Raw genomic sequence first — 24761 nt, 5'->3', positions numbered from 1 at the left:
TGAAAGCGACTCCAACGTCTGACGCTTAGCGTTCTCGGAATGATCGATTCGAGGACGCGTCGCGCTCGAATCCCTTCCTGTCGCGCCGTCAGATGCGTTGCCTGGGCGACGCGACTGCGCTATTGCACGACGCGTTAACTCCGGAATCTTCATGTCCCAATCCGTCGCGGTGGTCAGGAGCCGTGCGCTTACGTCTGCGCGCGCGGTTGAAGTCACGGTTGAGGTGCATCTCGCCAATGGGTTGCCTTGCTTTGCGATCGTGGGACTTGCCGCCACGGAAGTGCGTGAGAGCCGCGATCGGGTGCGTGCGGCGATTCAGAATTCGAAGTTTGAGTTTCCCACGCGGCGGATTACGGTCAACCTCGCGCCAGCAGATCTGCCGAAGTCGGCGGGGCATTTTGATTTGCCGATTGCGCTCGGCATCCTGATCGCGAGTGGGCAGTTGCCTCCGGGGTGCGCGCGGGATGCGGAGTTCGCGGCGGAGCTCTCGTTGACCGGTGAGTTGCGGCCGATGCGCGGTGCGTTTGCGATTGCATGTGGGATCGCACAAGAGAAGCGCAGCAGCACGCCTCGACTGTTTGTGCCGTCGGTGAATGCCGGCGAGGCAGCGTTGGTGATGGGGCTGACGGTCTACGGTGCGCCGACGCTGACGGCTCTTTGCGCCCATCTTGCGAATCGGCCAGACCACGCGCTCACGCCGGCCGGTGGCTCCGCAGGCGAAGGTGTTGGCGGCGCGCTGACCGAAGGGGCGAACGGCGAACCGCGCGCCGGGCTAAGCGTCGACACGCTCGCGGCGCGCCATGCCTTTCCCGATATGGCCGATGTGATGGGGCAAATGGGCGCACGTCGGGCGCTTGAAGTCGCAGCAGCCGGAGCGCACCACTTGTTGATGGTCGGTCCGCCGGGTTCGGGGAAATCGATGCTCGCTGCGCGTTTGCCCGGCATTCTGCCGCCGATGACCGATGACGAAGCGCTCGCGTCCGCTGCGCTCCTTAGCGCGAGTCACCACGGATTCTCACCTTTGCATTGGCGACGCAGGCCGTTTCGTGCGCCTCACCACTCGGCCACAGCCGCGTCGCTCGTGGGCGGTGGCAACCCGCCGCAGCCCGGCGAGATTTCGCTCGCGCATCACGGGGTACTGTTCCTCGACGAGCTTCCAGAGTTCGACCGACGCGCGCTCGAAATGCTGCGCGAGCCACTCGAAACAGGTTCTGTGACAATCAGTCGCGCTACACGTCACGCGGACTTCCCCGCCAACTGCCAACTCATTGCGGCGATGAACCCCTGTCCGTGCGGGTGGCTTGGTGATCCGAATGGCCGATGCCGGTGCGGCGCCGAAGCGATCGATCGCTATCAGCGGCGGCTATCCGGTCCGCTTCTCGATCGGATCGATGTGCTGGTCTCGGTTCCCGCGCTCGCTCCGGCGGAACTGGCCGGATGCCCGTCAGCTGCGCCCGAGTCCAGTCGGTCGATCTGCGAACGCGTTGCCGCGGCGCGCAGTCGTCAGCTCGACCGACAGGGCGTGCCCAATCGCTTGCTCACCGCTCGCCAGGTGCAAGACGTCTGCAAGCTTGATTCCGCCTCTGAGCGCCTGCTCGAACGCGCAGCAAGCCGACGCGCATGGTCAGCCCGTGCCCATTTCCGCACCTTGCGCGTCGCCCGCACGATCGCCGATCTGGCCGATCAGGCGCAACCCGCCGTCGAACATCTCGCCGAGGCGATCCAGTATCGGCGCTCGATTCGAAGCGAGTAAATCCTTACCGTCCTTGTCAAGGGCTTGACTTATGCACAATGTGAGGGCCCTCGCACTTTGAAGGGGTGCGTTTTCGCAACAGGCTGGGGCACTTCGATCAAGTCATTGATTTTTCACAAAAGCCTGGATCTGCGCAGTTTCAAGGCAATGTGACTGAAAGCCTTGTCCTGCGGCCCTTCCGGGGGTTGGCGACCGCTTACCCACACAGTTATCCACAGGTTCTGTGGATAGCAGATTTTTGGCTGAAGAATCGGGGCTTTAGCAGCGCAACCTCGTGTTCTGCATTCAATTTTGCGCGGTATGTTCAAACGCAGATGCAGTACATCTTTCTTCAGATAGTGGGTTGCGCCCCACTTCGAAAACCACGCGGCGGATTAATAAACGCGCAGTGAATCGAGAAATTGGGCGACCTGCTCAGCCGGGACTTCCTTGTCGGAAATCACGACGGCCTGAATCACGCGCTGGCCACGGATCACGAAATGCGCGGCGACGGTCCGGTGCTCGGAGCGGCCGGCGACCTTGCCGCTACCCGACAGCGCTTCGCCGTCGACGAACTGGCCGTTCTCGGTCAGTGCGATCTGAACCTTGCTTGGCTTGTCGTCGATACCGACGTTACGTGCGAGGCCCGTCTCGAGCGCCTCGAGCACCGCGCGCTGCAATGCCGGATCTTCGCTCGGCAGCAGGACTGAACCCACGGCGAACAAGGCGCCGCCGACCTTCGCCGACTGCATCTGCATCTTGAGGGCATGCCCGGCGATCGGGATCACACGCTCGTCGAGCCCTGGCTTGGACGGGTACATGACCGAGAAGCGTCCGTCGTCGTTCGTAATGGTTCGCCAATCGAACTTCGCGGAACATGCCGCAACGATCGGGATCAGCAGGGCGATGGCGAAACGGCGGAAGGAGGTGGAAAACAAGGCGCGGAGAGACGGCACAGCGTATCGATTCGGTTGGTGTGAACGGCGACGGATCATTGCTGCGCCGTAAGGCCCCATTATCTCCGATCGTTGTCGCGCACGCTTTTTTGGGTCCTCAGCCTCGCCTTCGTCCTGTTCTCGCCGTCTCCCTCACCTTCCGCGACGCAAACCCGCTTTTTTCGAGCGAAAACCCGCCCAAGGCGACGCAATCGGATCCGCTTCATGAAAGGTGATCCGGTGTACATACGCTACGGATCGTTCAGCGCTACAATGACGCCCAAATTCCCTTTCCGATCAGGGTTCTGCCATGTCCAGCACCACCGCTAAAAAGACTCCGGTCGCCGGTATTGCGATTGCGCTCGTCGCGGTCGCGCTCGCCGTCGCCGGCTGGTTTGCGTTCAATTCGTCGAAGCACGTGCCGCAAGCCTCGTTCACGCTGCTCTCGGGCGAGCACATCTCGACCGATCAACTCAAAGGCAAGGTGTACCTGATCAACTTCTGGGCAACCGACTGCACGACCTGCATCGAGGAAATGCCGAAGATGGTCCAGACGTATAACCAGTTCAAGGGCCAAGGCCTCGAGTACATCGCCGTCGCGATGAACTACGATCCGCCGAGCTATGTCACGAACTACGCGCAAACGCGCGCGCTGCCGTTCAAGGTTGCGATGGACGACGGTTCGGCCGCCAAGGAATTCGGCAACGTCCAGCTGACGCCGACGACGTTTGTCGTCGACAAAGACGGCAAGATCCTCAAGCGCTACGTCGGCCAGCCCGAATACAGCGAACTCGACAAGCTGCTCAAGGACGCACTCGCCAAGCAGGCATAAGGCGAATGAACCGGCCGCGGCCTGAAGGTCTCTGACCGCGACCTTTGGTCGCGGCAGCCAGAAGCGCCCTTCGTTCCGCTCCGCAAAAAAAACGCCCGACCGGCTATGCCGATCGGGCGTTTTGCTTGATGCGAACCGGGTCGAACGCTCAGACCACGCCGGCCTCGTGCGCCTGCACGTCAGCGTGATAGCTCGAACGCACCATCGCACCGACGGCCGCGTGTTCGAAGCCCATCTCGTACGCCGCGGTTTCGTAGCGCTTGAACGTATCGGGATGCACGTACTCGCGCACCGGCAGGTGGTGTTCCGACGGTTGCAGGTACTGGCCGATCGTCAGCATATCGACGTCGTGCGCGCGCAGATCGCGCATGACCTGCAGAATTTCCTCCTCGGTCTCGCCGAGGCCGACCATCAGGCCCGACTTCGTCGCCACGTTCGGATGCGATGCCTTGAAGTTCTTCAGCAGCATCAGCGAATGGTTGTAGTCCGAGCCCGGGCGAGCTTCCTTGTACAGACGCGGCACCGTTTCGAGGTTGTGGTTCATCACATCGGGCGGCGCGGCGTTGAGAATCTCGAGCGCGCGGTCCATACGGCCACGGAAGTCCGGCGTCAGGATCTCGATACGCGTATTCGGCGAGAGTTCGCGCGTGCGCTGAATGCACGACACGAAGTGTCCAGCACCGCCGTCACGCAGGTCGTCGCGGTCGACGCTCGTGATCACGACGTACTTGAGCTTGAGCGCAGCAATCGTGCGCGCCAGGTTCTCGGGTTCGTTCACGTCGAGCGGGTCCGGCCGGCCATGGCCGACATCGCAGAACGGGCAACGACGCGTGCACTTGTCGCCCATGATCATGAACGTCGCCGTGCCCTTGCCGAAGCATTCGCCGATATTCGGGCAGCTCGCTTCCTCGCAGACCGTGTGCAGGTTGTGTTCGCGCAGAATCGACTTGATTTCGGTGAAGCGCGAATTGCCCGTGGCCGCCTTCACGCGGATCCAGTCGGGTTTCTTGAGCTTCTCGGCAGGAATGATCTTGATCGGAATCCGGGCGGTCTTGGCCTGGGATTTCTGTTTGGCCGTCGCGTCGTACGGGGCCGATGCGGCATCCGTCGGGTTCGTTGCGGCGTTGCCAGGGGCTGCGGTAGTCATGTCGATTCCAAGTAAAGGCTCGCGCGGAACGCTTTATCCCGCTCGAGAAAGGCCCGATTGAGCGCTTCGCCCGCTCAGGCTCCTTATGCCGCGATGGCGGCTTGCCGACCGCCAATCTGCGCGATCAGGTGTTCTGCCAGCGTCTGCGCGACGTCGGCCCACGTCGCCGTGCTGCCGAGTGCCGCCATGTCGATCGTGCGAAGGCCAGCATACCCGCACGGGTTAATGTCGTCGAACGGCCGTAGGTTCATTGCAACGTTCAGACTGACGCCGTGGTAGCTGCAACCGTTGCGGATCTTCAGACCCAGGGCGGCGATTTTCGCGCCTTCGAGCGGCCCGCCATCGACATAAATGCCCGGCGCGCCCGCCTTGCGGACACCGGCCAGATTATACGCCGCGAGGGTATCGATCACGGCTTGCTCGATCCGGGTGACCAGCTCGCGCACCATGAGCTTGCGACGCCTCAGGTCGAACAGCAGATAAGCCACAACCTGCCCCGGCCCGTGATAGGTGATTTGCCCTCCGCGATCGACGCGCACGAGCGGAATACCCGACGCTTCGGCCAGCAGGTGAGCCGGATCGCCGGCCTGGCCCAGCGTGTAGACGGGGGGATGCTCGACCAGCCAGATTTCGTCGGGGGTGTCCGGCGTGCGCGCTTCGGTGAACGCGCGCATCGCGTCGAAACTGACTTCGTAGGATTCGATGCCGCGCCACAGCACATCGACGGGCGGAATGACGCGGGCCGTGCTGGCGGCAGGGGTAACGGGTTCACCGTTGCCCGCCGCTGCAATAAGAGAAGACTGATCGTCCATGATGGGACGTAGTGTAATCAAATCCGGCGAACTTCACCGTAGCCGGCCCGCACGCGCGGCCATCCCCGCAGGCGTGCTGCCGTCCTGCTGCGTCGGAGACCCCGTTGCTGGAGCGAGCCGAAGCCGTTGTGTCCCAAACCGCGCCCTCACCCGATCCGCAAACCCAGTCGCGAACCTGCGATCCCGCCGGCGCGGCGTCCTTGCCACCAGCTATTGATCGCGTCGACGACCCGGCTGCCGGAGCCGCCCGCAAGGCGGAACAGCAGCCGCGACGGGGCATCGGCGTCTACGCTGATCCACAGCATTTCATGCTGCCGCAGCGGTAGCGACTCACCGTCGTGAAGGAAATAGTCGACCGAATCATTGCTGCGGGTCAGCCAGACGCGAGCGCCGGACACCGACAGTTCCTGTCCGCGCCGCACGCGAATTCCGACGCGCTCGCCTGCCTGCAACTCAAACGCTACAGTTGAGTAAATCTCTTTCATGATGAGCTCCGAAATGATTGCGTACTGCCTTGGAAACCATCATAGAAGGGTTGCAGGGATTCTCTTAACGAGATATTTTCAGTGCAAATGTGAATTTAATTCACGTTACAACGCCTGCTAACAGATTCGGTCAGGCGGCCTGACGTGCGACACGGTGACGGAGAACTCGATGGCCAATCCCCCACGAAGACTGCCTAATCTCAGCGCACTGCGCGCATTCGAGGCCGCCGCACGCCACGAGAGCTTCACAGCCGCCGCAGCCGAGCTGTTTGTCACGCACAGCGCCATCAGCCACCAGATCCGGGCGCTCGAGGAAGAACTCGGTGCGACGCTGTTTCAGCGCTCGGGGCGGCGCATTGCGTTGACCGAAATCGGCGCGGCGTACGCGAACCAGATCACTGCGGCCTTCGCCAATATCGCGCTCGCCACGGCCAGCATCGTGCGCGACCACCGTACGCCGCGGCTCGTGCTCAGCACGATCCCGTCGTTTGCCGCACGGTGGCTGGCCCCGCGCCTGGGCCGCTTTATCATCGACAACCCCGAAGTGGACCTCGAACTGCGTTCATCGACCGATCTCGTCGACCTCGAGCACTCGGATGTCGACGTCGGCATTCGCTTCGGAACGGGGCCCTACCCGGAACTGTTTTACGAGCCGCTGATGCACGAGACCTTTCTGGTCGCATGCAGCCCGAAGTTCAACGGCGGCGTGTTTCCCGAGACGCCGGCCGATCTGCCTGACTTCACGCTGCTGCGTTCGGACTACGAACGCTGGCGGCTGTGGTTTGACGCGGCGGGTCTGCCCCATGCGCAGACGCCCACGCGTGGCGCCATTTACGAAGATTCGTCGCTGCTGATCGAAGGCGCAGCGGAAGGGCTCGGCATTGCGATGGTGCGCGCCTCGCTGGCCGCCGATGCAATCGCAAGCGGCCGGCTTGTGCAGTTGTTTCCGGAGATCGTTGCGCCGTCGCCGTGGAGCTATTGGGTCGTGTCGTCCAAGTCCAATGCCGAGCGCCTGCCCGTGAAGCGGTTTCGCGAATGGGTGATCGCCGAAGCGCGCGATTTTCTCGACGCGCAACCCGACACGACTACGCCGACGATGCCCTTCGTGCCCGAGACGGCGTCGGTCGGTGGCGCGATTCCGCCCTCGCCGCGCGGTCTCGGCCGTACGACGAGCGGCGCGCTCAAGTCGTTCCCGCCGCTGAGCGCGCCCCAGACACAGACCGAGGCGTTTCCGTGCCCGGACGCGCATGCACGCGGACAATCCCGATCGCGCAAAAGCAAACAGGCGCCCAAATGAGCGCCTGTGCTTAAGGAACGGCCAGCAACGATCAACGACGATCAACAACAACCCGCAACGATCCGCCGCGAGGGGTACTGCAACCCGGTGCGTGCAACCCACCCGGTCGCGCGCACCGCGTCTCCCCCATCACATCACGACCGACACCATCGGGTGCGACGACAGCGCCCGGTAAATATCGTCGAGCTGCGCGCGGTTCACCGCGCGCACCGTGCAGGTCAGGCCCGTGTAGTTTCCACCGCTCGACGGACGTGACTCGATGCGTCCGCTGTGGAATTCATCGTCGAATTCCTTGATCACGAGAACGATCGTCTCGGTGAACTCGGGATGTGACTTGCCCATGACCTTGATCGGAAAGTCACACGGAAACTCGAACAGCGAGTCATCAGTGGGAGTAGCAGCCATGTCGAATCCTTTTTCGTGCAAATTCGCGTGTTCTCGCACGCGGGTGGGCGGCTTGTTATGCCGCACGGACCGGGCCAGGATGCCTCTCCCGGGTCACGCTGCTCGTCGACGCATCGGACCAGTATGAAGCGAGGGGGGCTTCCGGGCTTGCCGGCGTCTGCAGCACTTCGTCCGCACTGCGCATGTCATCGACGCCGACTGGCCTTTCGATGAACGAATATGGGTAGCGCACCCCAATTTTCAAGTGGCGTCACGATGACGCCACCGGGGCGCGTTGTATCGGGGCGCTCAGGTGGCGCCCCTCGAGCAATACCTTAGCCCGCTTTCTTCTTGAACATCAGCATGATCGAGTCCCACAGGCGGCCCACGATACCGGCTTGCGGCACGGCTTCGAGCGCGACGAGCGGGTACTGCGTGACGTCCTTGCCATCGGCCTGGATCTTGACCGTACCGACGGTCTGACCGACCGTCAGCGGGGCGATCAGCGGCTGGTTGTACGACACGATCGGCTTGAGCTTGTCCGCCGAACCCTTCGGCACGGTGATCAGGTTGTCGACGTTGACACCCAGCTTGACCGTCGATTGCGCGCCCTTGTAAATGCGCGCCGTATCGATGACCTGACCCGGCTTGTAATAACGCACCGCGTCGTAGGCCGTGTAGCCGTACTGGAGCATCTTCAGGCTGTCCTGCACGCGGTCCGATTCCTTCGGCTCGCCCATCATGACGACGACCAGGCGGCGCGAGATATCGGGCGATGCGGGCAGCGGACGCTTGGCCGTCGCGATCAGGCAGTAGCCGGCGGCTTGCGTGTGGCCGGTCTTCAGGCCATCGACGGTCGAATCGATCCACAGCAGACGATTGCGGTTCGGCTGCTTGATGTTGTTGTACTTGAATTCCTTGATCGAGAAGATCGAGTAGTAATCCGGAAAGTCGCGAATCAGACGCGTCGACAGGATCGCGAGATCGCCCGCCGTCGTGTAGTGATTCGGATCGGGCATGCCGTTGACGTCGCCATAATGCGTATGCGTCATGCCGAGCTTTTGCGCCTCGGCATTCATCATGGTGACGAAGTTGCTTTCGCTGCCGCCGACGAGTTCGGCCAGCGCGATCGCGGCATCGTTACCCGACTGGATGATCATGCCGTAGACGAGATCGTGCACGGTCACGGGCTTGTTGGCCTCGATGAACATGCGCGATTCATCGGTGCCGACGCGACGCACGGCTTCGCTCGGCACGACGGTCTGCTCCATCGAAATCTTCTTCGTCTTGAGCGCATCGAACACGAGATACGCCGTCATCAGCTTGGTCAGCGATGCCGGCTCGACACGTTCGTCCGAATTGCCCGAAGCGAGCATCTGGTTGCTCGTCGCATCGACCAGCACCCACGAGCGCGCAGTGACGGCGGGCGGCGGCACTTGAGCGTGCGCGACCTCGGCGGTCAGGGGCAGCAGGAAGGTCAGGGCAAGAGCCGTTGCTCGAACGGCACGGACAGGGACGCCGAAAGACGTCGTAAGGCGAGGAACAGTCAAGCGCATAGGGTATAGGTCAGTCGTGCTGAAAAACGTGGCGCGGGGAGCGGCCGCGCCGTTCGCGGCATCGCGAGGTCTGCAGGATTATACGCGCCACGCCTCGGTGATCACGCGACGCAGGATATGAAGTTTTCGATGAAAAAAATGTTCCGCGCCCGGAATCACGATGACCGGTAACTCTTGCGGCGCCGCCCAGTCGTAGACGGACTGAATCGGCACGGTGTCGTCTTCGTTGCCGTGGATCACGATCGTGTCCTGCGGCACGTTGGCCACCTGCCAGTTGCTGGCGGCGGTGCCGACGAACACCAGTCGTTGCGCAGGCGTGCCCGCCTGGGCGAGCCGCTCGGCGACGTGCGACAGCACAAACGTGCCGAACGAAAAACCGGCCAGGACAAACGGCAGGCCATCGCCGCCGTGTTTCTCGCGCAGATGTGAGAACACCGCAAGCAGATCGTCCTGCTCCCCGTTGCCCTGATCGTGCGTGCCTTCGGTCTGGCCCACGCCACGGAAATTGGACCGCATCACGATGTAGTCGAGGCCGACGAACGTGCGCGCGAGCGTTTGCGCGACCTTGTTGTCCATCGTCCCGCCGTACAGCGGGTGCGGATGCGCGACGAGCGCAATGCCGCGCGGCGCGGCGCCCTGCTCGCGAACGGCATCGGGCAGATCGAGCGCGACCTCGATCTTGCCCACGGGACCCTCGATCAGATACTTCTCGGTATAGGCATTCATTCAGGCCATACCTCTTACTGATTCGAATCGACCGGATCGAGCAGCAAGCGCTCGACGACTTTCCCGCCCACGATATGTGAATCGATGATGTCGTCGATGTCCGCCTCGTCGACGTACGTGTACCACGTGCCCTGCGGGTAGATCACGACGACCGGACCTTCCTCGCAGCGATCGAGGCAGCCCGACTTGTTGATGCGCACCTTGCCGGGACCCGCGAGCCCCAGCTGCTTGATGCGCTTCTTGGCGTATTCCTGCATCTTCTGCGATCCGCAATTGGCGCAGCTTTGACGCTCGCCCGGGTCGCGTTGATTCAGGCAGAAGAAAACGTGATGTTCGAAATAGGCAGCCATGATGAATGCGTGAATACAGTTCGTTTAGTGAAGCGGGCTAAAGGTTCTGCGTCGACAACCACGTGATCAGTTGAGTGATCACCGCATCGCTGGCCAGGCCCAGCGCGCGGGCGCCGCCCGCCGCATCGGCCGACGATGCCTGAGAGGTGCCGATAAATGTCTGCTGCGCGATCAGCGCGCTGCCGTGCAGGATCGTTGCGCGCACGCGCACGCGTCCCGCGCTCGAGCCGGGTTGGTCGAACACCTGGGCGAATTCGTCGAGCTCGACCTTGAGCACGGGCACTGTCGGGCCGCCATCGCTCGTATCGAGCACATGCCCCTGCTTGGCGAGCTGCTCCCGCAAGCGCGTCGTAAAGAGTTGCGGCGGCGGCATCGTCCAGCGGGCCGATGCATACGCATGCGTCTGCCGATCGTCGGCATAGCCAAGCCGATACTGGAATGCATCGGTGCTCAACGCGGCCGGCGCCGATACGGCGGCCACGCGAATCGGCGTCGCGAGCGGCTTGGCGAGCGTCGTCTCGTCAGGCAGCGAACCGAAGTCGTATCGCGCAAGCGGAGCGGGCGCGTTGCCGCCGCCCGTGGAGCAGCCGGCAATCAGCGTCAACGCGACGAGCGAGACGGTGGCGGCCAATGCCGCAGGGCGCCAGACGATTCGAGTGGCCCTATGAAAAGCCGTGGAGGCGGAAGTTCTGCGTCGCATGATGGAAGTTCCAGTCATCGGTTATTTCGTTCCCGCGGCAGTCGGCGCCGTCGGAGCAGCCGGCCAATTGAACCCCGCCTCGCCGGGACCCGGCGCCGGCGCCGGTTGCCCGAACAGGAGGCCACGAGGATTGCTCGATAACGTATCGGCCGCACGATTGAACGACTGCGTCGCGACCCGGATGTCGTCGGATAGTGTCGCGATCCGGGGCAAGGTCTCGTAGTTGAGCGTCGAGCTCATCGACTGGACCGAGTCGCTGAGCTGCGTGACCGCGGCGCCAGCACGGCTCGCCGCATCGCCGACCTTGTTGAGGTTGGTCATCAGCGGGCCCTGCGGGCTGTTCATCGTGCCCACCAGCGTATGCACCGAATCGAGCGTGCCATTGAGCTTGGAGATCGTCTCGGGCAATTTGGCGACAGCAGGGTTGGCATTCTTCGTGAGCGTCGTAATGCCGTCGGCCGCGTGCTGCACGCTTTGCAGCGTGTGCAGCAGTTGCTCGCGCGTCTGATCGTTGAGCATGCGGTTCAGCGACACGGTCACCTGCTCCATCTGCTTGATCATGTCGGCGCCGCGCTTCTGGAGATCGTCGAGCAGGCCGGGGCGCAACGTGAGTTGCGCGACATGGGCTTCAGATGACGGCAGCGGCGTCGGATCGGCGCCGTTGTCATCGAGTTGCACAAAGCCCAGGCCCGTCACACCTTGATAGCCGAGCGTGGCGAACGTCGAATGCGTCATCGGCGTATCGGGGTTCACGGCGATGCGCACGATGATGATGCCCGGCGACTTCGGATCGAACTGGATCGTACGGACCTTGCCGACAGGGATGCCGCGATACCGGACGATCGAGTCGGGGTTGAGCCCCGTCACGCTCGTTTTGGCGATCAGGTCATAGGGAATGCGGACCGCGCGATCGTGGTTGAACCACGCGATCACGAGCACCACGACCGCGAGTAACCCCAGCGTAAAGGCGCCGGCCCAGAATGCGTGTGACTTGTTTTCCATGGCGTCCTGTCTCCCCTAGCGCGCGATATCGGCCGGTACCGGCTCGAACGCGGCCTCGGGCAATTGGGCGCGCCGGTCCGCCGGCAGCGCCTGCAATGCACGCCGTCCGCGCGCACCGAGGAAATATTCTTGAATGAACGGATGTTCGACGTTGGCAACCTGCTCGAGCGGCGCATTGACGATGACCTTGCGATCGGCGAGCACGGCGACCCGCGTCGATAGCGAAGTCATTGTGTCGAGATCATGCGTGACCATGACGACGGTGAGGTCCAGCGCCCGTCGCAACGACGCAATGAGTTCGACGAACTCTTCCGACGCCTGCGGATCGAGCCCCGCCGTCGGCTCGTCGAGAAACAACAGCTCCGGTTCGAGCGCGATCGCGCGCGCGATGCCGACGCGCTTGATCATGCCCCCCGACAATGCCGCGGGCATCTTCTGCGCATGGCGCGTGGATAGCCCGACCATTTCGATCTTGAGCATCACGAGATCGTGAAGCAGATCGGGCGGCACATGTCCGAGTTCGCGAATCGGCTGCGCGATATTGTCGAACACCGACATTGCGGAAAAGAGCGCGCCACGCTGGAACAACATCCCCGAGCGCGCACGAATCAGTTTCGCGTCGCGCTCGGTGAGCTTCGCAAGATCCATCCCGAGCACGCGAATTGTGCCGGAGGTCGGCGCTTCGAGTCCGAGGATCTGGCGAATCAGTGTGGTCTTGCCCGAGCCCGAACCGCCGACCAGCGAGATCACTTCGCCATGATGAACCTCGAAATTGAGATTCTCGTGAATGACCGCCGGGCCGTACTGCTTGAGCAGGCCGCGGACTTCGATAGCGGGAGGGAACGATGCAGGACGCGTCATCGCAACCCCACACGCTGGAACATGATCGCGAACACGGCGTCGGCGAGGATCACGACTGTAATCGAGGCAACAACAGATGACGTCGTGCCTTCGCCGAGGCTCTGGGAATTGGGTTTGATACGAAACCCGAAGTGGCACCCGGTCAATGCAATCAGCGCGCCGAACACCACGCCTTTGAGCAGGCCGATCCACACGTTGCGAATCGGCACGACGTTGGGCAACTGGTGGATAAACAGGCTCATATCGATGTCGAGCGCGAAGTGCGCGGCCATCGCGCCGCCGAGCAAGGCAATGATATCGGTCCAGATCACCAGCAACGGCATCGCCACGGCAAGCGCGACGACTCGCGGAAAGACAAGGCGAAGGCTGTGCGGGATGCCCATCACCTGCATCGCATCGAGTTCCTCGGTCACGCGCATCACGCCGATTTGCGCGGTGATTGCGGAGCCCGAGCGGCCCGCGACAAGAATGGCCGCGAGCACCGGACCGAGTTCGCGAATGATCGTGAGGCCGAGCACATTGACGATATAGGTGCTCGCGCCGAAGGTCCGCAACTGTTGCGACGACAGATAGCTCAGGACGATGCCGATCAGAAAGCCGACCAGCGCAGTAATCGGGAGTGCGCGCGCGCCGGCCGAATAGATATTGGCCGACACGTCGCTCCAGGGAACGCGCCGCGCACCTCGCAGGATATGAAACGTGTCGACGATGACCCCGCCGAACAAGCCAATGCCATCGGTCATGTGATGCAGGAACTTGAAGATGGCAAAGCCGAGGCCGGTGACCAGGTCGATCCGCTCGGGGCCCTCGGGGCGCTCGTACTGTGCGTCGAGGGCCGCGATCCGGTCGAAGATCTGCCGCTGCATGTCCGTCAGCCGGACCGTCGTCGGCCACTTGCGCCCCCAGACCCGCCAGAGCGCCTGCCCGCCCGAATGGTCGAGTCGCTCGATACCCGACAGGTCCCATTCGTGAGCATGGGCGTGCGCCATGAGCTGCATCTTGCGGCTCACGCCACCTTTGCGCTGATCGATCGCGAGCGCCAGCGCGGTCCATTGCCCGGACAGTCGCACGATCGGGCCATCAGCGCCCGAGTCGATCTGCAGTTGCGGAGGAGTGTCGAAATCCAAATGGGTGGCCGATGAACGCGTTGAATGGGTCGGTGCTCGCGGCATTGTATCGAACCGCTTTCATGGCGCAATCGACGAACACACCAATCGTCCGTCTGGCTAAGGCGCGAGCCCGGGTATCGATCGTTACAATAGCTGCATGAGTCGCGTCTCGCATGTCGGCAAGCGAGTGATTTCACGGTTGCCCGTTCCACGCGGCTCGCTGTCTTCGCCACAGTATTCAAAACGTATGACGGCAGCAGATGATTCGGCTTGAGCCCGGCCGCCCGGCGCCCGCGCGAGTTGCCCATGCTGTCGCAACGTTTGTGCCTCGGCAAGCCGGGGCCGTGGCAGACATGGCAGTCCACCATGGATCCATGGCGTCTGCCATCGATCCACGGCGTCCGCGATCGATCATTAACCTGTTTGCTTTATCAAGAGTTCAATGTCCGCCGTTCCTCCTGACCTCGAGCCGACCCTTCATCCGCTGCGCGCGATCGATCGCGACCGGCTGGAGCGCCAATTGTCATCGCCGGCTCGCGCGTGGCCGATCGAAGTCGTCGAGCAGACGACGTCGACGAATGCCGACCTGCTCGAAGCCCTGCGCAGTGAACGCACGCCTCCTGAACCTGCGTCGCGTGGTTCCGCTGCCCTCGCTACGCCGGGAAGCGCCGGGCTCGCCAAGGCGCGCGTCAAGGTCGCCTACGAACAGACCGCCGGTCGCGGTCGCCGCGGACGGAGCTGGGTCGCCCAACCGGGCGATGCCCTGCTGTTCTCGGTCGGTGGATGGCTGCCCAGAGGCATTGAAGGGCTCGGCGGGCTCAGTCTTGCCGTCGGGCTGGCCGTGCACGATGCGTTACGAGAGGTACTGCGCGAATCTCCGGTCGATGCGGCACGCGTGACTCTCAAATGGCCGAATGACGTCCTCGTCGACGGCGCCAAGGTGTCGGGCATCCTGATCGAAACGGCGGCGAGCACACGTGACTCGACAGCGCTCGTCGTGGGCATTGGCATCAACTTGCGCGGTGCCGCGACGATTGCACGAGAGGTTGATCAGGCACGTCAGGCGAACGCGAACGCGACGCCGGTATCGGCCTTGAGCGCTCCGCCGACGCCACCAACCGCCCTCGATGCGATCTGGCCGGAGCCGTCGATGACCGATTTGCTCGCCCGGCTGCTCAATGCGCTGGGGGCCACCTTCGACGCTTTCGGTGAGCGCGGCTTTGCGCCATTGCGCGCCGCATGGTGTGAGGCGGACAGTTACCGGAACCTGCCGGTGGCGCTCTACGAAGGCGGCGATCGACCGACACAGGGGATCAGCCGGGGCGTTGATGAAAGCGGGCACTTGCTTATCGAAACGGATGACGGGTTGCGCACGATTTCGAGCGGCGACGTTTCGCTGCGCGCCGCATGAGCCGCGCGCTACTGGTCGACTCGGGCAATAGCCGGGTCAAATGGGCGGTGGTGGAGACCGGTGCAGCGGTGGTTGAAGCCGGGGCAGCCGCGGTTGGGGCCGGGCCCGCGGTTGGGGCTGGGCCGGCGGTTGGGGTTGCGCCCGCAGTCGTTGAGGCTGGGCCGGCAGTCGTCCAGCCCGGAACACCCGCTGGATCGCTCGCCTCGGGGGTCTTCGACCATGGCGCCGGGTCGTCCGTGTCGTCTGTGCAGGTGGCGCTCACTGAGGCACCCAGGCCGGATCGTGCAGTCATCTCGAACGTCGCGGGTAGCGACGGCGCGGCGCGGATCACCGAGTTGATCGAGCGCACGTGGCCGGGACTGCATTGCGAATGGGTACGGTCGACCGAGCGGCGCGCCGGTGTGACGAACGGCTATCGCACGCCATCCGAGCTCGGCACCGATCGATGGTGCGGCATGATCGGTGCGCACGCCGCTTATCCGGGCGAACACCTGCTGATCGCCACACTCGGCACGGCCACCACCGTCGAGGCGCTGCGCGACGACGGCTTCTTCGCCGGTGGCCTGATCGCCCCCGGCTGGTCGTTGATGATGGAGTCGCTCGGTCAGCGCACGGCTCAGCTTCCGTCGCTGGATGCGTCCGATGCGCGGCGCGCGCTCCGTGCACTGGATGCGACGGAACACAATGGCGGCGCATTCGCGTGCGATACTCGCACTTCGCTCAGCGAGGGCAGCCGCGCGGCGCAGGCAGCGTTTATCGAATATGCGTGGCGTGAGGCGCAGACCCTGTTCGGCGGAACGGTACGCTGCATTCTTGGCGGCGGCGCCGCTGACGCGATCGGTGAAGCGCTGCGCGTTCCGTTCACGCGGCACGACGGGCTCGTACTCGCCGGTCTCGCCTTGATCGCTCGCGAAATGCGCCCATGAAGATGGCGACCGAAGCGGCAAGATAAGACGACGGTACGATTAACCGAATACACAACGAAGGAGTCGAACGATGTTGCGCTGGGTGATCGCATTTCTGCTTATCGCGAATCTCGCGGCATTTGCTGCGGTGAGCGGCGCCTTCGGCCCCCTGCCGTCTGCCGGCGACCTCGAACCGGGTCATTCGAGCAGCCAGGTCCATCCCGAACATCTGGATGTCCAGCTCGCGGCCGCGCCGGCATCGACGGCGATCGTCGGGGCGCCGGTTGATACATCGGCTCCGGCGTCGGCGGCGTTGACTGCGTCAGAGTCCGCAGCGGCATCGAGCGCGGGCGCATCGGCCAGCGAACCCGCTGCCGCGAGCGCGCCGTCGGCATCGTCCGCAACGGCAACGCCTGCTACTGCCAGCAGCGCCCCGTCGCAAGCCGCCCCGTCAGCCGCGTCAACGCCGGCAGCGGCTCCGGCCCAGGCAGCTTCGCAAGGTCACTGATCCGGCGGTCCGGCGCACGGCGACGGACGCGACACTCCCCTCACGCTCATTCACAAGGTTGGCGCCGCCCCGTGCAACACAAGGCGAGTGGCCATGCTCGCCGTGACGGCAGCGAATCCCGTCAGGTTGCCGCGCGCACCTTTTTGAGCAGCGACGTCGTCGAGCGCTGGTGCTCAAACGGAATCGCGAGTGCCTTGCCGCCCCACCCTCTGACGAGTGCCGACTCAGGCAGCACATCCATGTTGTAGTCACCGCCCTTGACGAGCACGTCAGGACGCAGTTCGCCGATCAGCTCGACCGGCGTCGATTCCTCGAACATCACGACCCAGTCGACGCTTTCCAGCGCCGCAAGCAACGCCATGCGGTCGGCCTCGGCATTGATGGGGCGATCGTCACCCTTACCCAGCGTGCGTACTGACGCATCGCTGTTGACGCCGACAATCAATGTCGCGCCCAGCGCGCGCGCATCGGCGAGGTAGGTCACATGGCCGCGATGGAGGATATCGAACACGCCGTTCGTAAAGACAACCGGACCCGTCAGGGAGGGACGCTGCGCAGCAAGGTGCTCGCGCGTCACGATCTTGCGTTCAAAGGGAGCAGGCATCGGAATAGTCGAATAAAGAAAAAGCCCGTCGGCGACGGGCTTTGATCGGATGGCGGTGACGCCGCATCAGGCTGGCTGTTGAGCCTGATCTTCCTCGTTACCCGAGGCTTGAAGGCGACCCACGATTTCCTTGCGATAGCGGTTGAGCTCCTGCGCCGTCGTGAACGTGCGCTCGAACAGCACCGACAGGTTGTGCAGAATGCGCTCGACGACCTTCTTTTCCCAGCTGTCATCAAAGCGGATTTGCTCGTCGAGCCAGTGCTCGAGCCATTCCGGGTCGGGCAGACGCGATTGCACCGTGTCGCGCGGGAACAGATCGCGGTTCACGTGAAGGTTCGTCGGGTGCAGCGGCTTTTCGGTCCGGCGGGCCGACGCCATCAGCACGCCAATCTTCGCGAACGCGGCACGCGCCGAGTCGCCGAAGTTCACGAGCGCCTTCTTCATGTAGCGCAGGTAAGCACCGCCATGACGGGCTTCGTCGCGCGAGATGGTTTCGTAAATGGCCTTGATAACCGGCTCCGTGTGCCATTCGGCCGCACGGCGATACCAGTGGTTCAGGCGGATTTCGCCGCAGAAGTGCAGCATCAGCGTCTCGAGCGGAGGCGCCGGGTCGAACGTGAAGCGCACAGCGTGCAACTCTTCCTCGGTCGGCACCAGCTCCGGCTTGAAACGGCGCAGATATTCCATGAGCACGAGCGAGTGCTTCTGTTCTTCAAAGAACCAGACGCTCATGAACGCCGAGAAGTCGCTATCGTGGTGGTTGTCGCGCAAGAACATTTCGGTGGCCGGCAACGCCGCCCACTCGGTGATCGCGTTCATCTTGATCGTCTTGGCCTGCTCGTCCGACAACTTCGATGCGTCGAAACTCTCCCACGGGATGTCCTTGGCCATGTCCCATCGGACCGATTCGAGAGATTTGTACAGTTCCGGGTAAAGCATCGTTTCCATTTTTCCCACCCCTATCCAGCGCTGTGCCTCAGGGCCGAAGACGCGCTATCGCATGCGTGCGACGCCTTCCGCCTGATCAAGCGCCCGCCAACCCGTTTGCGCAAAGTCGGCTCTAAAATATTTTACGCAGCAAAATGCATGACAGATGCCACGTTCCGAGGATTTTCGGCCTGCTCGAGCGCCGACTCGCCCGGGCATGCATCCGCCCCAAGTTGCGAGAAATCCGCCGATTTTAGCATGCCGCCAGAGTCGAAATTCTTGACCTGGATCCAGCTTTTATATGTGGGGAATATTGGAATCGCCCGTAGTATCCGATTTTCTGCGGCGTTATCCAAGCGTAAGCAACGCGGCATAGGGACGCCCGAACCGGCCCGTCGCTGCGGCGACCTGCGCGGTGTGTGGCATTCGCGCAACTAGCTCGCAGCGACCTGACGCTTGCGCCAGCCGATGACCGCTTCGTCGACGCGACCGAGCGCCGGGACATGCTCGATACCCGACAGCGTGCGCCGCGCGAGCGCCGCGGATGATCCACCGACCCAGATGTGCGTGCCGGTTGGCAGGCGGTCGCGCAATTCGCCAAGCCCGGTCCACACGTCCTGCATGCCCATAACCTCCGAATAGGACAGGGCAACAACGTCAGCGCGCTGCGCTTGTGCGGCCGCGCAGATTTCGAGCAACGGCGTCTGCGTGCCGAGTGCAATGCAACTCGCGCCCGACAGCATGAGCATGGCTTCGGCCATCAGCAGCCCGAGCCCGTGTTGCTCGCCGGGCACCGTGGTCAACAGCACCCGTGGCCTCGCATCGGCGTCTTGCCGCGCGTCGGGCATCAGGTTCATCGCACCCCGCAGCAGGTGTTGAAGGACCTCGCTGAACAAATGTTCCTGATAAACCTGGATCTTGCCGCTTGCCCATGCGTCGCCGACGCGCGTCGACAACGGCGCGGCGGTCTCGAGCACAAATCGCCCGAGGCCGAATGCGAGCAGCCGCTGGGCGAGCGCCTTGCGGACTTCGCCGACCTGGCCTGCCGCCAGCAGATCGACAAGTGCATCGAGCACATCGTCGGGCAGCACGCCGGCGCGCGGCGTCGCCGATCCGGCGAGCTGCTGCAACGCTTCGAGCGGGAGCCGCATGATCTTGCCCGGACGATGGCCGCCGTCGAGAAGTCGCTTGACGATCTTGAGCCGCTCGATCTGCTCCGCCGGATAGACACGCTCGCCGCCATGGGCGCGCAGCGGTTGCGGAAAGCCATAACGGCGCTCCCACACGCGCAACGTGTCCTTCGTCAGGCCGATCTCGCGGGCAATCACGCCGATTCCCAAGGCACCGGCCACGCTCGAATCACCGTGCCCGTTAGCTACGCCGTCCACCTGATCGGGGTCGTGGTCAGCCACGGCGTCCGCATCGGCCGCGCCGTCCGCGCTGGCGGCGCCGTCTGCATCGGCCGGTGAGGCCTGCGACGCGCCTGCAGTTGAAGCGGTGTTTCGAATCGAGTCGGCGTTCAAGTGCGCTCCGGCCCCGTCGATCGCGCCGGAATCGAAGCCTGAAGAGTGAGCATCCTTCGCACCGGTGGCGTCGTCCGGTTGGCGGGGAGAGTCGGGACTGTTCGGATCGATGTGCATAGTCTGACCTGGACAAAAAATCCGGATAAAGACGTCATGACCTATTATAGGCCGCTGCAGATCACATGCCGTCGACGAAATGACAATTTTGTCCACGACAAATTAGACGAATGTCCACTCTACGCGGTCTTCCGCGCGCCTCTCGATCGCTGACCGGCGCGCAGCATCTGCGTGTATCGAAGCCACCCTACCAGAGACGCCACAAAGTCGCGACCGGCGCCGCAACAGAGGGACACACGACGGCGAACTCCGCCGTCGCGGGAACGACAATGGGCGAAGCCGTGCGCAAGCCGCTCGCTTCGCACGCACCCGCATCACCTGCGCCTTTGTGTACCTCACGTGGTTTCAGACCTCGTCGGCATCTACGCTGAACGTGTCGCGCGCAGTTACATATGACGCAGAGTCGTCGTGCCAAGTCGCCACGCTGAGCTGCCATGGCGAGCCGCCGCGCTGAGCCGTCGCCCTGCGTCGCTGATCCGCGGTGCACTGACGCGGACCGGACACCCACGTCCCACAGCGTCGGCCGTCTGACGAGCCGTTGCTAGCCGCCCGGGCGGTCCGACGATCGCTAGGCCTTCTTGGCGCCGTTCCCGGCCGGCTTTGCTTTCTTTGAACTTGCTGCGCGGCTGTCCGGATCCTTCGAGCCGCGCCCGGTCGCGCCCGCGCCACCGGGCGATGCCGGCTCATCAGCGCGTGCCGATTGCGCCGGCTTCACGGCCGTTTTCGCCGTCGGCGCGCTCGCCGCTTTGCTTGCCGGCTTGCCGGCCCCTGCCGCGTCGGAACCGGCAGGCGTCGTGCTGCTGTCCCGTGCGGACGGCTTGGCCGCGGCCTTGGCGCTGCCCGCCCCTGCCTTGGGCTCCGAGCCGCCTGCACCGGCGCTTGCCGGCGTCCCCGCGCTTGCCGCGGCTGCACCCGCTTGTGCACTCGCTGCGGCCAGGCTGGCGATCTGATTGAACTGCGTCTGCAACAGGTTCCACCAGCCATTCGGGTTAAACGCGCCGGCCATCGGATTCGCCTGTGAAGACGACGCCTCTCCCTGCGCCGTCTGCTGACCCAGTGAGCCCGACGATGCGCCAGCACTGCCCGACGCCGCATCGCTCGCTGCACCGGTCCTGGCCGACCCGCTCGCGTTGCCCGCCGCACCCGAAGCGGATTTGCGCGCGGCTTCCGCCGCCGTCTCGGCCGCTTTGGTCGATTCGCGTGTCACCGCTGCGCCTGCCTCGGCTGCAGCCGCAACCGACGACTGCGCGAACGCACCGAACGCACGCAGCGTCGCCAATGTCGCGCGTTGCACTTCGAGCGCCTGCGTCGCGGATTGCAGCATGTTGAGATTGAGCTTGAGCCACTGCTCGACCGCGCGCATTTCCTCGATACGCTTGTCGAGCTCCTCGACACTCGTCATCGGCGTCACCATATCCGACATCATCGACAGCGACGGTGTGCCCGGCGTCATGCCTGCCATCGCAAACGGACCACTGCGAAACATGCCCCACATCTTTTCGAACATGTCATAGCCAAACGGCGTACCTGCGGACTCAGTCATCGATTCCCCCAGCTCAGTTCACGGCGCACTCAGGGCGCAGTCAGGGCACAGTCCAGGCGCGGTTACCAGGCTCGGCTTCGCGCCAACATACTGCGTTATTGCGTTCAGATGCAGCGGCTTACGCGACGCGATCGAGCGGTGCGACCGCTTGCTCGATCGCACCAAAAATCGACTTGCCGTTCGTGTCGAACATCTCGATACGCACCCGATCGCCGAACTGCATGAAGCCTGTCTTGGGCTCCCCATGCTCGAGCGTTTCGAGCATGCGCTTTTCAGCGATGCATGCATAGCCTTTCGAGCGATCGGTATTCGAGATCGTGCCCGAGCCGACGATCGTGCCGGCGCGCACGTTGCGCGTCTTGACGAGATGCGCAAGCAATTGCCCGAAGTGAAACACCATGTCCGTGCCGCACTCAGGCTGCCCGACACGCTTGCCGTTCCAGTGCACGGTCAGCGGCCGGTGCACGCGACCTTCGCGCCAGTCTTCGCCGAGTTCATCGGGTGTGACGGCAACCGGTGAAAACGCGGTCGCAGGCTTGCTTTGGTAGAAGCCGAAGCCCTTCGCGAGTTCAGCCGGAATCCGGTTTCGCAGCGACACGTCGTTGACGAGCATCACCAGGCGAATCGCTCGCAACGCGGCGTCAGGCGCGGTACCCATCGGCACGTCGGTCGCAATCACGGCGACCTCGGCTTCGAAATCAATGCCGTCATCTTCCGACACGCAGACGATATCGTCCTGCGCACCGATAAAGTCGTCGCTGCCGCCCTGATAGACCAGCGGGTCGGTCCAGAATTCCGGAGGCATCTCGGCGCCCCGCGCCTTGCGCACGAGTTCGACGTGATTCACATACGCCGAACCGTCTGCCCAGTGATACGCACGCGGCAGCGGCGCCATGCACGATTCCGGCTCGAAGTCGAAAGCGTTGCGCGCACGCCCCTGGTTCAACGTCTCGTACAGCGATTGAAGTTGGGGCGCGTAAAAGTTCCAGTCGTCGAGTACGCGCTGCAGGGTCGGTGCGATCGAATCGGCGATGACCGCATAACGCAAATCGCGCGAGACGACGATCAATTGTCCGTCCCGGGTGCCATCTTTGAGGGTGGCCAGCTTCATGGGGTAACAAGGGAACTAGTTGGAATCCGGGTATTCTACAAGTGGACCCGACTGCGGCCGCTCCCCGAACTGCGCATGACGCCCCTGACCGCCATCGAACCGCTTCACGTTCGCCCCTCTCACCGCTGGCTCCTCTGGACTCTCGCCCTTGCCGTCGTGCTGGTGCTGCACTTCCTTGCGGGAGTCTGGGTCATCCGCGCCACACGCATTGCCGATACGCATGAAGGCGCGTCGCACGTGCCGGTGCAAGTCGCGTTGCTCAAGCCGCAGGCAGTGACCGATGCGTCGGCCCGTCATCCGCAGGCAACGCAGGACGCGACTGCGCCATCGCAGCGGCCCCCTGCGCCCTCGACGTCCACGGAGAGTCAAGCAGATACCGGCGCCGGGAATCACAGCGCGTTACAAGCGCACTTCGGCGCGCCATCACGTGCGCCTGCGCAAACGGCGCCGCGACGCCCGCCGGACACGGCGCACGCGACTCATGCGACTCATGCAACTCGCGCGGCCAATCAGGCGAAACCCACTCCGTCTGCGTCGACATCGCCGACGAAAACTGCACGCACGTCTCGCTCGTCGAGCGAAGACCGCCCGCGCGACGAGCGTTCGACGGAACATGCGCCCGATGCTCAGGCGTCGACGCCCTCCGCTGCATCCTCATCGACGGTCGATGCATCTGCATCGACAGCGGCCTCCCATGCATCGATTGCATCAACGCCATCCGTCGCATCCGCAGCCTCTTCACCGGCTGACGCCAACGCATCGGCCTCGGCAACTTCAGCCACGGCGACGAACGATCACGACATGAGCAGTGGCGCGGCGTCGGGCTCGGTCCCCGGTATTGCGGCACACGCAGCCAATGCATCCAAAGGCGAGAAGTTCTCATTACCGCCATCGAGCGACTTGCGATACGAGAGCTTTTACAACGGCATGCAAAACCCGACCGGTACGATTCACTGGGCGACCGACGGATCGACGTATCAAATGATCGTTTCGATACCGTTGCCGTTCGTCGGCACGTATTCGTATATCAGTGAAGGTCGGATCGATGCATACGGTCTGTCACCGACGCGTTACACGGAACAACATGGCCGACGCGGTACTGATGTCACGACGTTCGACCGCGATGTGCCCGATGGCAAACCGCACGTGAGCTTCACGCGGACCCCTGCCAATGTGGACTTGCCCGCCGGCGCGCAAGATCGGTTCAGCATGTTCATGCAGCTATCGAGTCTCGTGCGCGGCAATCCGTCGCGTTTTACCCCCGGGGTCACCCGTGAATTTTTTGTACTCGATAACGATAGTGGCGAACTCTGGCCCATCGAAACGGTCGGCGATGAGACGGTCCATACCAATATGGGCTTCGTACCGGCGCGCCATTTCACGCGGTTGCCGCGTCATGAAGGTGACCGCCGCAAGGTGGATGTATGGTTGGCGCCTTCGCTTGGCTGGCTCCCCATTCGCTTCCTGCAGACCGAACCCGACGGCACGCAAATCGAACTCCGCTTTGCGGGATCGACATTGCATGACGACGCGCACGAGCCTTCGGCGCAGGAGAACGAAAACGCTCCCGCTCCGTCTGACGCATCGAGCGCCCCCGACGCTACGCCGAGCGAAAGCGACACATCACGCGACGCGACCCATCGATAGCCGCGTACACGTTGTACGACTTCACACGCAAGTCGAGACCCCTGCGTCGATGCGTTCAACGCCCCTCGTTTAGCGATACGGCGCGAAACATGCGGCACACCCATGCGCCACACCATATAGGACTCCCCATGACCGATGCTTTGTCCACCGCCTGTCTGGTATCGACACATGGTGAGCGCAACAACGACACGCACAACATGCGTTTGAACGAGATAACCCTAAAGCCAACGCGAGTTGGCACCGTTATTCTGTATAAGGACGCACGCAACGGTTCATGCAACACAAGCAGTCCGCGCGTTTACTTTTGGTTACAGCGCGTGCTGCGTGCAGGACCGCAGTGTGCTGTCATCGGCATCATGGTCACGCGCGTTAAGCGGCTAAGGGCGAGGCCATGAGGTTACGTGCGGTACCGATTGCATCCAGTGAGGACCGGGAACAACAACTGCGCTGATATGCTCAGATTGTGAAAGCCGGTACCCACGATCACCGGTAGTGTGAACAATCGGCCTATCGGACGTTGCCATCGCGCAACTTGAG

Annotated in this window: 24 protein-coding genes; 7 read left to right on the top strand and 17 right to left on the bottom strand. The window is 63.3% G+C overall.

Features of this window, described 5'->3' with window-relative positions:
* Positions 1 to 151 precede the first annotated feature (151 nt).
* A complete protein-coding gene (locus ACMFWR_RS02880) occupies positions 152 to 1753 on the top strand; it encodes a YifB family Mg chelatase-like AAA ATPase (RefSeq protein WP_413193539.1) in 1602 nt (533 codons plus the stop codon).
* A gap of 374 nt (positions 1754 to 2127) precedes the next feature.
* Here the strand turns inward: ACMFWR_RS02880 and ACMFWR_RS02875 are convergent, their stop codons facing one another.
* On the bottom strand, positions 2128 to 2688 hold the full coding sequence (locus tag ACMFWR_RS02875; RefSeq protein WP_413193538.1) for a hypothetical protein: 561 nt from the start codon (positions 2686 to 2688) through the stop codon (positions 2128 to 2130).
* A gap of 289 nt (positions 2689 to 2977) precedes the next feature.
* Here ACMFWR_RS02875 and ACMFWR_RS02870 point away from each other — a divergent pair, with 289 nt between their 5' ends.
* Positions 2978 to 3499 (top strand): TlpA family protein disulfide reductase, encoded by a 522-nt coding sequence (locus tag ACMFWR_RS02870; RefSeq protein ID WP_413193537.1) that lies wholly within the window; start codon positions 2978 to 2980, stop codon positions 3497 to 3499.
* Positions 3500 to 3647: 148 nt separating this feature from the next.
* Here ACMFWR_RS02870 and lipA read toward each other — a convergent pair whose 3' ends face one another.
* The 3 genes from lipA to ACMFWR_RS02855 all read right to left on the bottom strand — a co-directional run bounded on the left by lipA (position 3648) and on the right by ACMFWR_RS02855 (position 5943).
* Positions 3648 to 4646, bottom strand: a complete 999-nt coding sequence (gene lipA / locus ACMFWR_RS02865) for a lipoyl synthase (RefSeq protein ID WP_413193536.1) — start codon at positions 4644 to 4646, stop codon at positions 3648 to 3650.
* Between the two features lie 83 nt (positions 4647 to 4729).
* Entirely contained in the window at positions 4730 to 5458 is a 729-nt protein-coding gene (lipB, locus tag ACMFWR_RS02860; RefSeq protein WP_413193535.1) for a lipoyl(octanoyl) transferase LipB, read from the bottom strand.
* A gap of 146 nt (positions 5459 to 5604) precedes the next feature.
* The gene (locus tag ACMFWR_RS02855) at positions 5605 to 5943 is read right to left on the bottom strand and encodes a DUF2917 domain-containing protein (protein WP_413193534.1); all 339 of its coding nucleotides are present in this window, start codon (positions 5941 to 5943) and stop codon (positions 5605 to 5607) included.
* Between the two features lie 169 nt (positions 5944 to 6112).
* Between ACMFWR_RS02855 and ACMFWR_RS02850 the strand changes: the two genes are divergently transcribed.
* The gene (locus ACMFWR_RS02850) at positions 6113 to 7240 is read left to right on the top strand and encodes a transcriptional regulator GcvA (protein ID WP_413193533.1); all 1128 of its coding nucleotides are present in this window, start codon (positions 6113 to 6115) and stop codon (positions 7238 to 7240) included.
* A gap of 129 nt (positions 7241 to 7369) precedes the next feature.
* Here the strand turns inward: ACMFWR_RS02850 and ACMFWR_RS02845 are convergent, their stop codons facing one another.
* The 8 genes from ACMFWR_RS02845 to ACMFWR_RS02810 form a co-directional block, all read right to left on the bottom strand.
* Positions 7370 to 7645, bottom strand: a complete 276-nt coding sequence (locus ACMFWR_RS02845; RefSeq protein WP_413193532.1) for a DUF493 family protein — start codon at positions 7643 to 7645, stop codon at positions 7370 to 7372.
* 314 nt (positions 7646 to 7959) lie between these two features.
* On the bottom strand, positions 7960 to 9180 hold the full coding sequence (locus ACMFWR_RS02840; protein ID WP_413193531.1) for a D-alanyl-D-alanine carboxypeptidase family protein: 1221 nt from the start codon (positions 9178 to 9180) through the stop codon (positions 7960 to 7962).
* Between the two features lie 78 nt (positions 9181 to 9258).
* A complete protein-coding gene (locus ACMFWR_RS02835; RefSeq protein WP_413193530.1) occupies positions 9259 to 9906 on the bottom strand; it encodes an alpha/beta hydrolase in 648 nt (215 codons plus the stop codon).
* A gap of 14 nt (positions 9907 to 9920) precedes the next feature.
* Positions 9921 to 10256, bottom strand: coding sequence for a (2Fe-2S) ferredoxin domain-containing protein (locus tag ACMFWR_RS02830; RefSeq protein ID WP_413193529.1), 336 nt, complete (start codon positions 10254 to 10256; stop codon positions 9921 to 9923).
* Positions 10257 to 10293: 37 nt separating this feature from the next.
* Positions 10294 to 10956, bottom strand: a complete 663-nt coding sequence (locus ACMFWR_RS02825) for an ABC-type transport auxiliary lipoprotein family protein (RefSeq protein ID WP_413193528.1) — start codon at positions 10954 to 10956, stop codon at positions 10294 to 10296.
* A gap of 21 nt (positions 10957 to 10977) precedes the next feature.
* Positions 10978 to 11958, bottom strand: a complete 981-nt coding sequence (locus tag ACMFWR_RS02820; protein WP_413193527.1) for an MlaD family protein — start codon at positions 11956 to 11958, stop codon at positions 10978 to 10980.
* 15 nt (positions 11959 to 11973) lie between these two features.
* Positions 11974 to 12819 (bottom strand): ABC transporter ATP-binding protein, encoded by an 846-nt coding sequence (locus tag ACMFWR_RS02815; RefSeq protein ID WP_413193526.1) that lies wholly within the window; start codon positions 12817 to 12819, stop codon positions 11974 to 11976.
* Complete coding sequence (locus ACMFWR_RS02810; protein WP_413193525.1) at positions 12816 to 13946, bottom strand: MlaE family ABC transporter permease; 1131 nt, start codon at positions 13944 to 13946, stop codon at positions 12816 to 12818. Before ACMFWR_RS02810 ends, ACMFWR_RS02815 begins: the two co-directional genes overlap by 4 nt.
* A 424-nt stretch (positions 13947 to 14370) precedes the next feature.
* Here ACMFWR_RS02810 and ACMFWR_RS02805 point away from each other — a divergent pair, with 424 nt between their 5' ends.
* From ACMFWR_RS02805 to ACMFWR_RS02795, 3 genes are all read left to right on the top strand, one after another.
* A complete protein-coding gene (locus ACMFWR_RS02805; RefSeq protein ID WP_413193524.1) occupies positions 14371 to 15339 on the top strand; it encodes a biotin--[acetyl-CoA-carboxylase] ligase in 969 nt (322 codons plus the stop codon).
* The gene (locus ACMFWR_RS02800) at positions 15336 to 16265 is read left to right on the top strand and encodes a type III pantothenate kinase (RefSeq protein WP_413193523.1); all 930 of its coding nucleotides are present in this window, start codon (positions 15336 to 15338) and stop codon (positions 16263 to 16265) included. Before ACMFWR_RS02805 ends, ACMFWR_RS02800 begins: the two co-directional genes overlap by 4 nt.
* Positions 16266 to 16335: 70 nt before the next feature.
* Positions 16336 to 16752, top strand: a complete 417-nt coding sequence (locus ACMFWR_RS02795) for a hypothetical protein (RefSeq protein WP_413193522.1) — start codon at positions 16336 to 16338, stop codon at positions 16750 to 16752.
* Between the two features lie 121 nt (positions 16753 to 16873).
* On the opposite strand, the gene rfaE2 is transcribed toward ACMFWR_RS02795, so the two are convergent.
* From rfaE2 to ACMFWR_RS02770, 5 genes are all read right to left on the bottom strand, one after another.
* Positions 16874 to 17356: a D-glycero-beta-D-manno-heptose 1-phosphate adenylyltransferase gene (gene rfaE2, locus ACMFWR_RS02790; RefSeq protein ID WP_413193521.1), complete on the bottom strand. Its 483-nt coding sequence runs from the start codon at positions 17354 to 17356 to the stop codon at positions 16874 to 16876.
* A 66-nt stretch (positions 17357 to 17422) separates the two neighbouring features.
* Positions 17423 to 18304: a ferritin-like domain-containing protein gene (locus ACMFWR_RS02785; RefSeq protein ID WP_413193520.1), complete on the bottom strand. Its 882-nt coding sequence runs from the start codon at positions 18302 to 18304 to the stop codon at positions 17423 to 17425.
* 413 nt (positions 18305 to 18717) lie between these two features.
* The gene (locus ACMFWR_RS02780) at positions 18718 to 19806 is read right to left on the bottom strand and encodes a MerR family transcriptional regulator (protein WP_413193519.1); all 1089 of its coding nucleotides are present in this window, start codon (positions 19804 to 19806) and stop codon (positions 18718 to 18720) included.
* 685 nt (positions 19807 to 20491) lie between these two features.
* Entirely contained in the window at positions 20492 to 21466 is a 975-nt protein-coding gene (locus ACMFWR_RS02775; protein ID WP_413193518.1) for a PhaM family polyhydroxyalkanoate granule multifunctional regulatory protein, read from the bottom strand.
* Between the two features lie 118 nt (positions 21467 to 21584).
* Positions 21585 to 22577 carry a fumarylacetoacetate hydrolase family protein gene (locus ACMFWR_RS02770; protein WP_413193517.1) on the bottom strand — a complete coding sequence of 331 codons (993 nt, stop codon included), beginning with the start codon at positions 22575 to 22577 and terminating at the stop codon, positions 21585 to 21587.
* 75 nt (positions 22578 to 22652) lie between these two features.
* Here ACMFWR_RS02770 and ACMFWR_RS02765 point away from each other — a divergent pair, with 75 nt between their 5' ends.
* On the top strand, positions 22653 to 24224 hold the full coding sequence (locus ACMFWR_RS02765) for a DUF3108 domain-containing protein (RefSeq protein WP_413193516.1): 1572 nt from the start codon (positions 22653 to 22655) through the stop codon (positions 24222 to 24224).
* The last annotated feature ends 537 nt before the right edge of the window (positions 24225 to 24761 follow it).

Origin of the sequence: Pararobbsia alpina (assembly GCF_965118125.1) — a bacterium.
In the GTDB taxonomy this organism is placed as follows: domain Bacteria; phylum Pseudomonadota; class Gammaproteobacteria; order Burkholderiales; family Burkholderiaceae; genus Pararobbsia; species Pararobbsia alpina_A.
The sequence above is the reverse complement of the archived record's forward strand: the minus strand, read 5'-3'. Positions and strand labels throughout refer to the sequence as shown.

Coding starts and splice junctions, on each gene's coding strand:
- ACMFWR_RS02840 (WP_413193531.1), bottom strand. CDS start 9,180: ATGCGCTTGACTGTTCCTCGCCTTACGACGTCTTTCGGCGTCCCTGTC.
- lipA (WP_413193536.1), bottom strand. CDS start 4,646: ATGACTACCGCAGCCCCTGGCAACGCCGCAACGAACCCGACGGATGCC.
- rfaE2 (WP_413193521.1), bottom strand. CDS start 17,356: ATGCCTGCTCCCTTTGAACGCAAGATCGTGACGCGCGAGCACCTTGCT.
- ACMFWR_RS02805 (WP_413193524.1), top strand. CDS start 14,371: ATGTCCGCCGTTCCTCCTGACCTCGAGCCGACCCTTCATCCGCTGCGC.
- ACMFWR_RS02765 (WP_413193516.1), top strand. CDS start 22,653: ATGACGCCCCTGACCGCCATCGAACCGCTTCACGTTCGCCCCTCTCAC.
- ACMFWR_RS02880 (WP_413193539.1), top strand. CDS start 152: ATGTCCCAATCCGTCGCGGTGGTCAGGAGCCGTGCGCTTACGTCTGCG.
- lipB (WP_413193535.1), bottom strand. CDS start 5,458: ATGGACGATCAGTCTTCTCTTATTGCAGCGGCGGGCAACGGTGAACCC.
- ACMFWR_RS02795 (WP_413193522.1), top strand. CDS start 16,336: ATGTTGCGCTGGGTGATCGCATTTCTGCTTATCGCGAATCTCGCGGCA.
- ACMFWR_RS02835 (WP_413193530.1), bottom strand. CDS start 9,906: ATGAATGCCTATACCGAGAAGTATCTGATCGAGGGTCCCGTGGGCAAG.
- ACMFWR_RS02845 (WP_413193532.1), bottom strand. CDS start 7,645: ATGGCTGCTACTCCCACTGATGACTCGCTGTTCGAGTTTCCGTGTGAC.
- ACMFWR_RS02855 (WP_413193534.1), bottom strand. CDS start 5,943: ATGAAAGAGATTTACTCAACTGTAGCGTTTGAGTTGCAGGCAGGCGAG.
- ACMFWR_RS02770 (WP_413193517.1), bottom strand. CDS start 22,577: ATGAAGCTGGCCACCCTCAAAGATGGCACCCGGGACGGACAATTGATC.
- ACMFWR_RS02775 (WP_413193518.1), bottom strand. CDS start 21,466: ATGACTGAGTCCGCAGGTACGCCGTTTGGCTATGACATGTTCGAAAAG.
- ACMFWR_RS02800 (WP_413193523.1), top strand. CDS start 15,336: ATGAGCCGCGCGCTACTGGTCGACTCGGGCAATAGCCGGGTCAAATGG.
- ACMFWR_RS02820 (WP_413193527.1), bottom strand. CDS start 11,958: ATGGAAAACAAGTCACACGCATTCTGGGCCGGCGCCTTTACGCTGGGG.
- ACMFWR_RS02825 (WP_413193528.1), bottom strand. CDS start 10,956: ATGCGACGCAGAACTTCCGCCTCCACGGCTTTTCATAGGGCCACTCGA.
- ACMFWR_RS02870 (WP_413193537.1), top strand. CDS start 2,978: ATGTCCAGCACCACCGCTAAAAAGACTCCGGTCGCCGGTATTGCGATT.
- ACMFWR_RS02850 (WP_413193533.1), top strand. CDS start 6,113: ATGGCCAATCCCCCACGAAGACTGCCTAATCTCAGCGCACTGCGCGCA.
- ACMFWR_RS02815 (WP_413193526.1), bottom strand. CDS start 12,819: ATGACGCGTCCTGCATCGTTCCCTCCCGCTATCGAAGTCCGCGGCCTG.
- ACMFWR_RS02830 (WP_413193529.1), bottom strand. CDS start 10,256: ATGGCTGCCTATTTCGAACATCACGTTTTCTTCTGCCTGAATCAACGC.
- ACMFWR_RS02785 (WP_413193520.1), bottom strand. CDS start 18,304: ATGGAAACGATGCTTTACCCGGAACTGTACAAATCTCTCGAATCGGTC.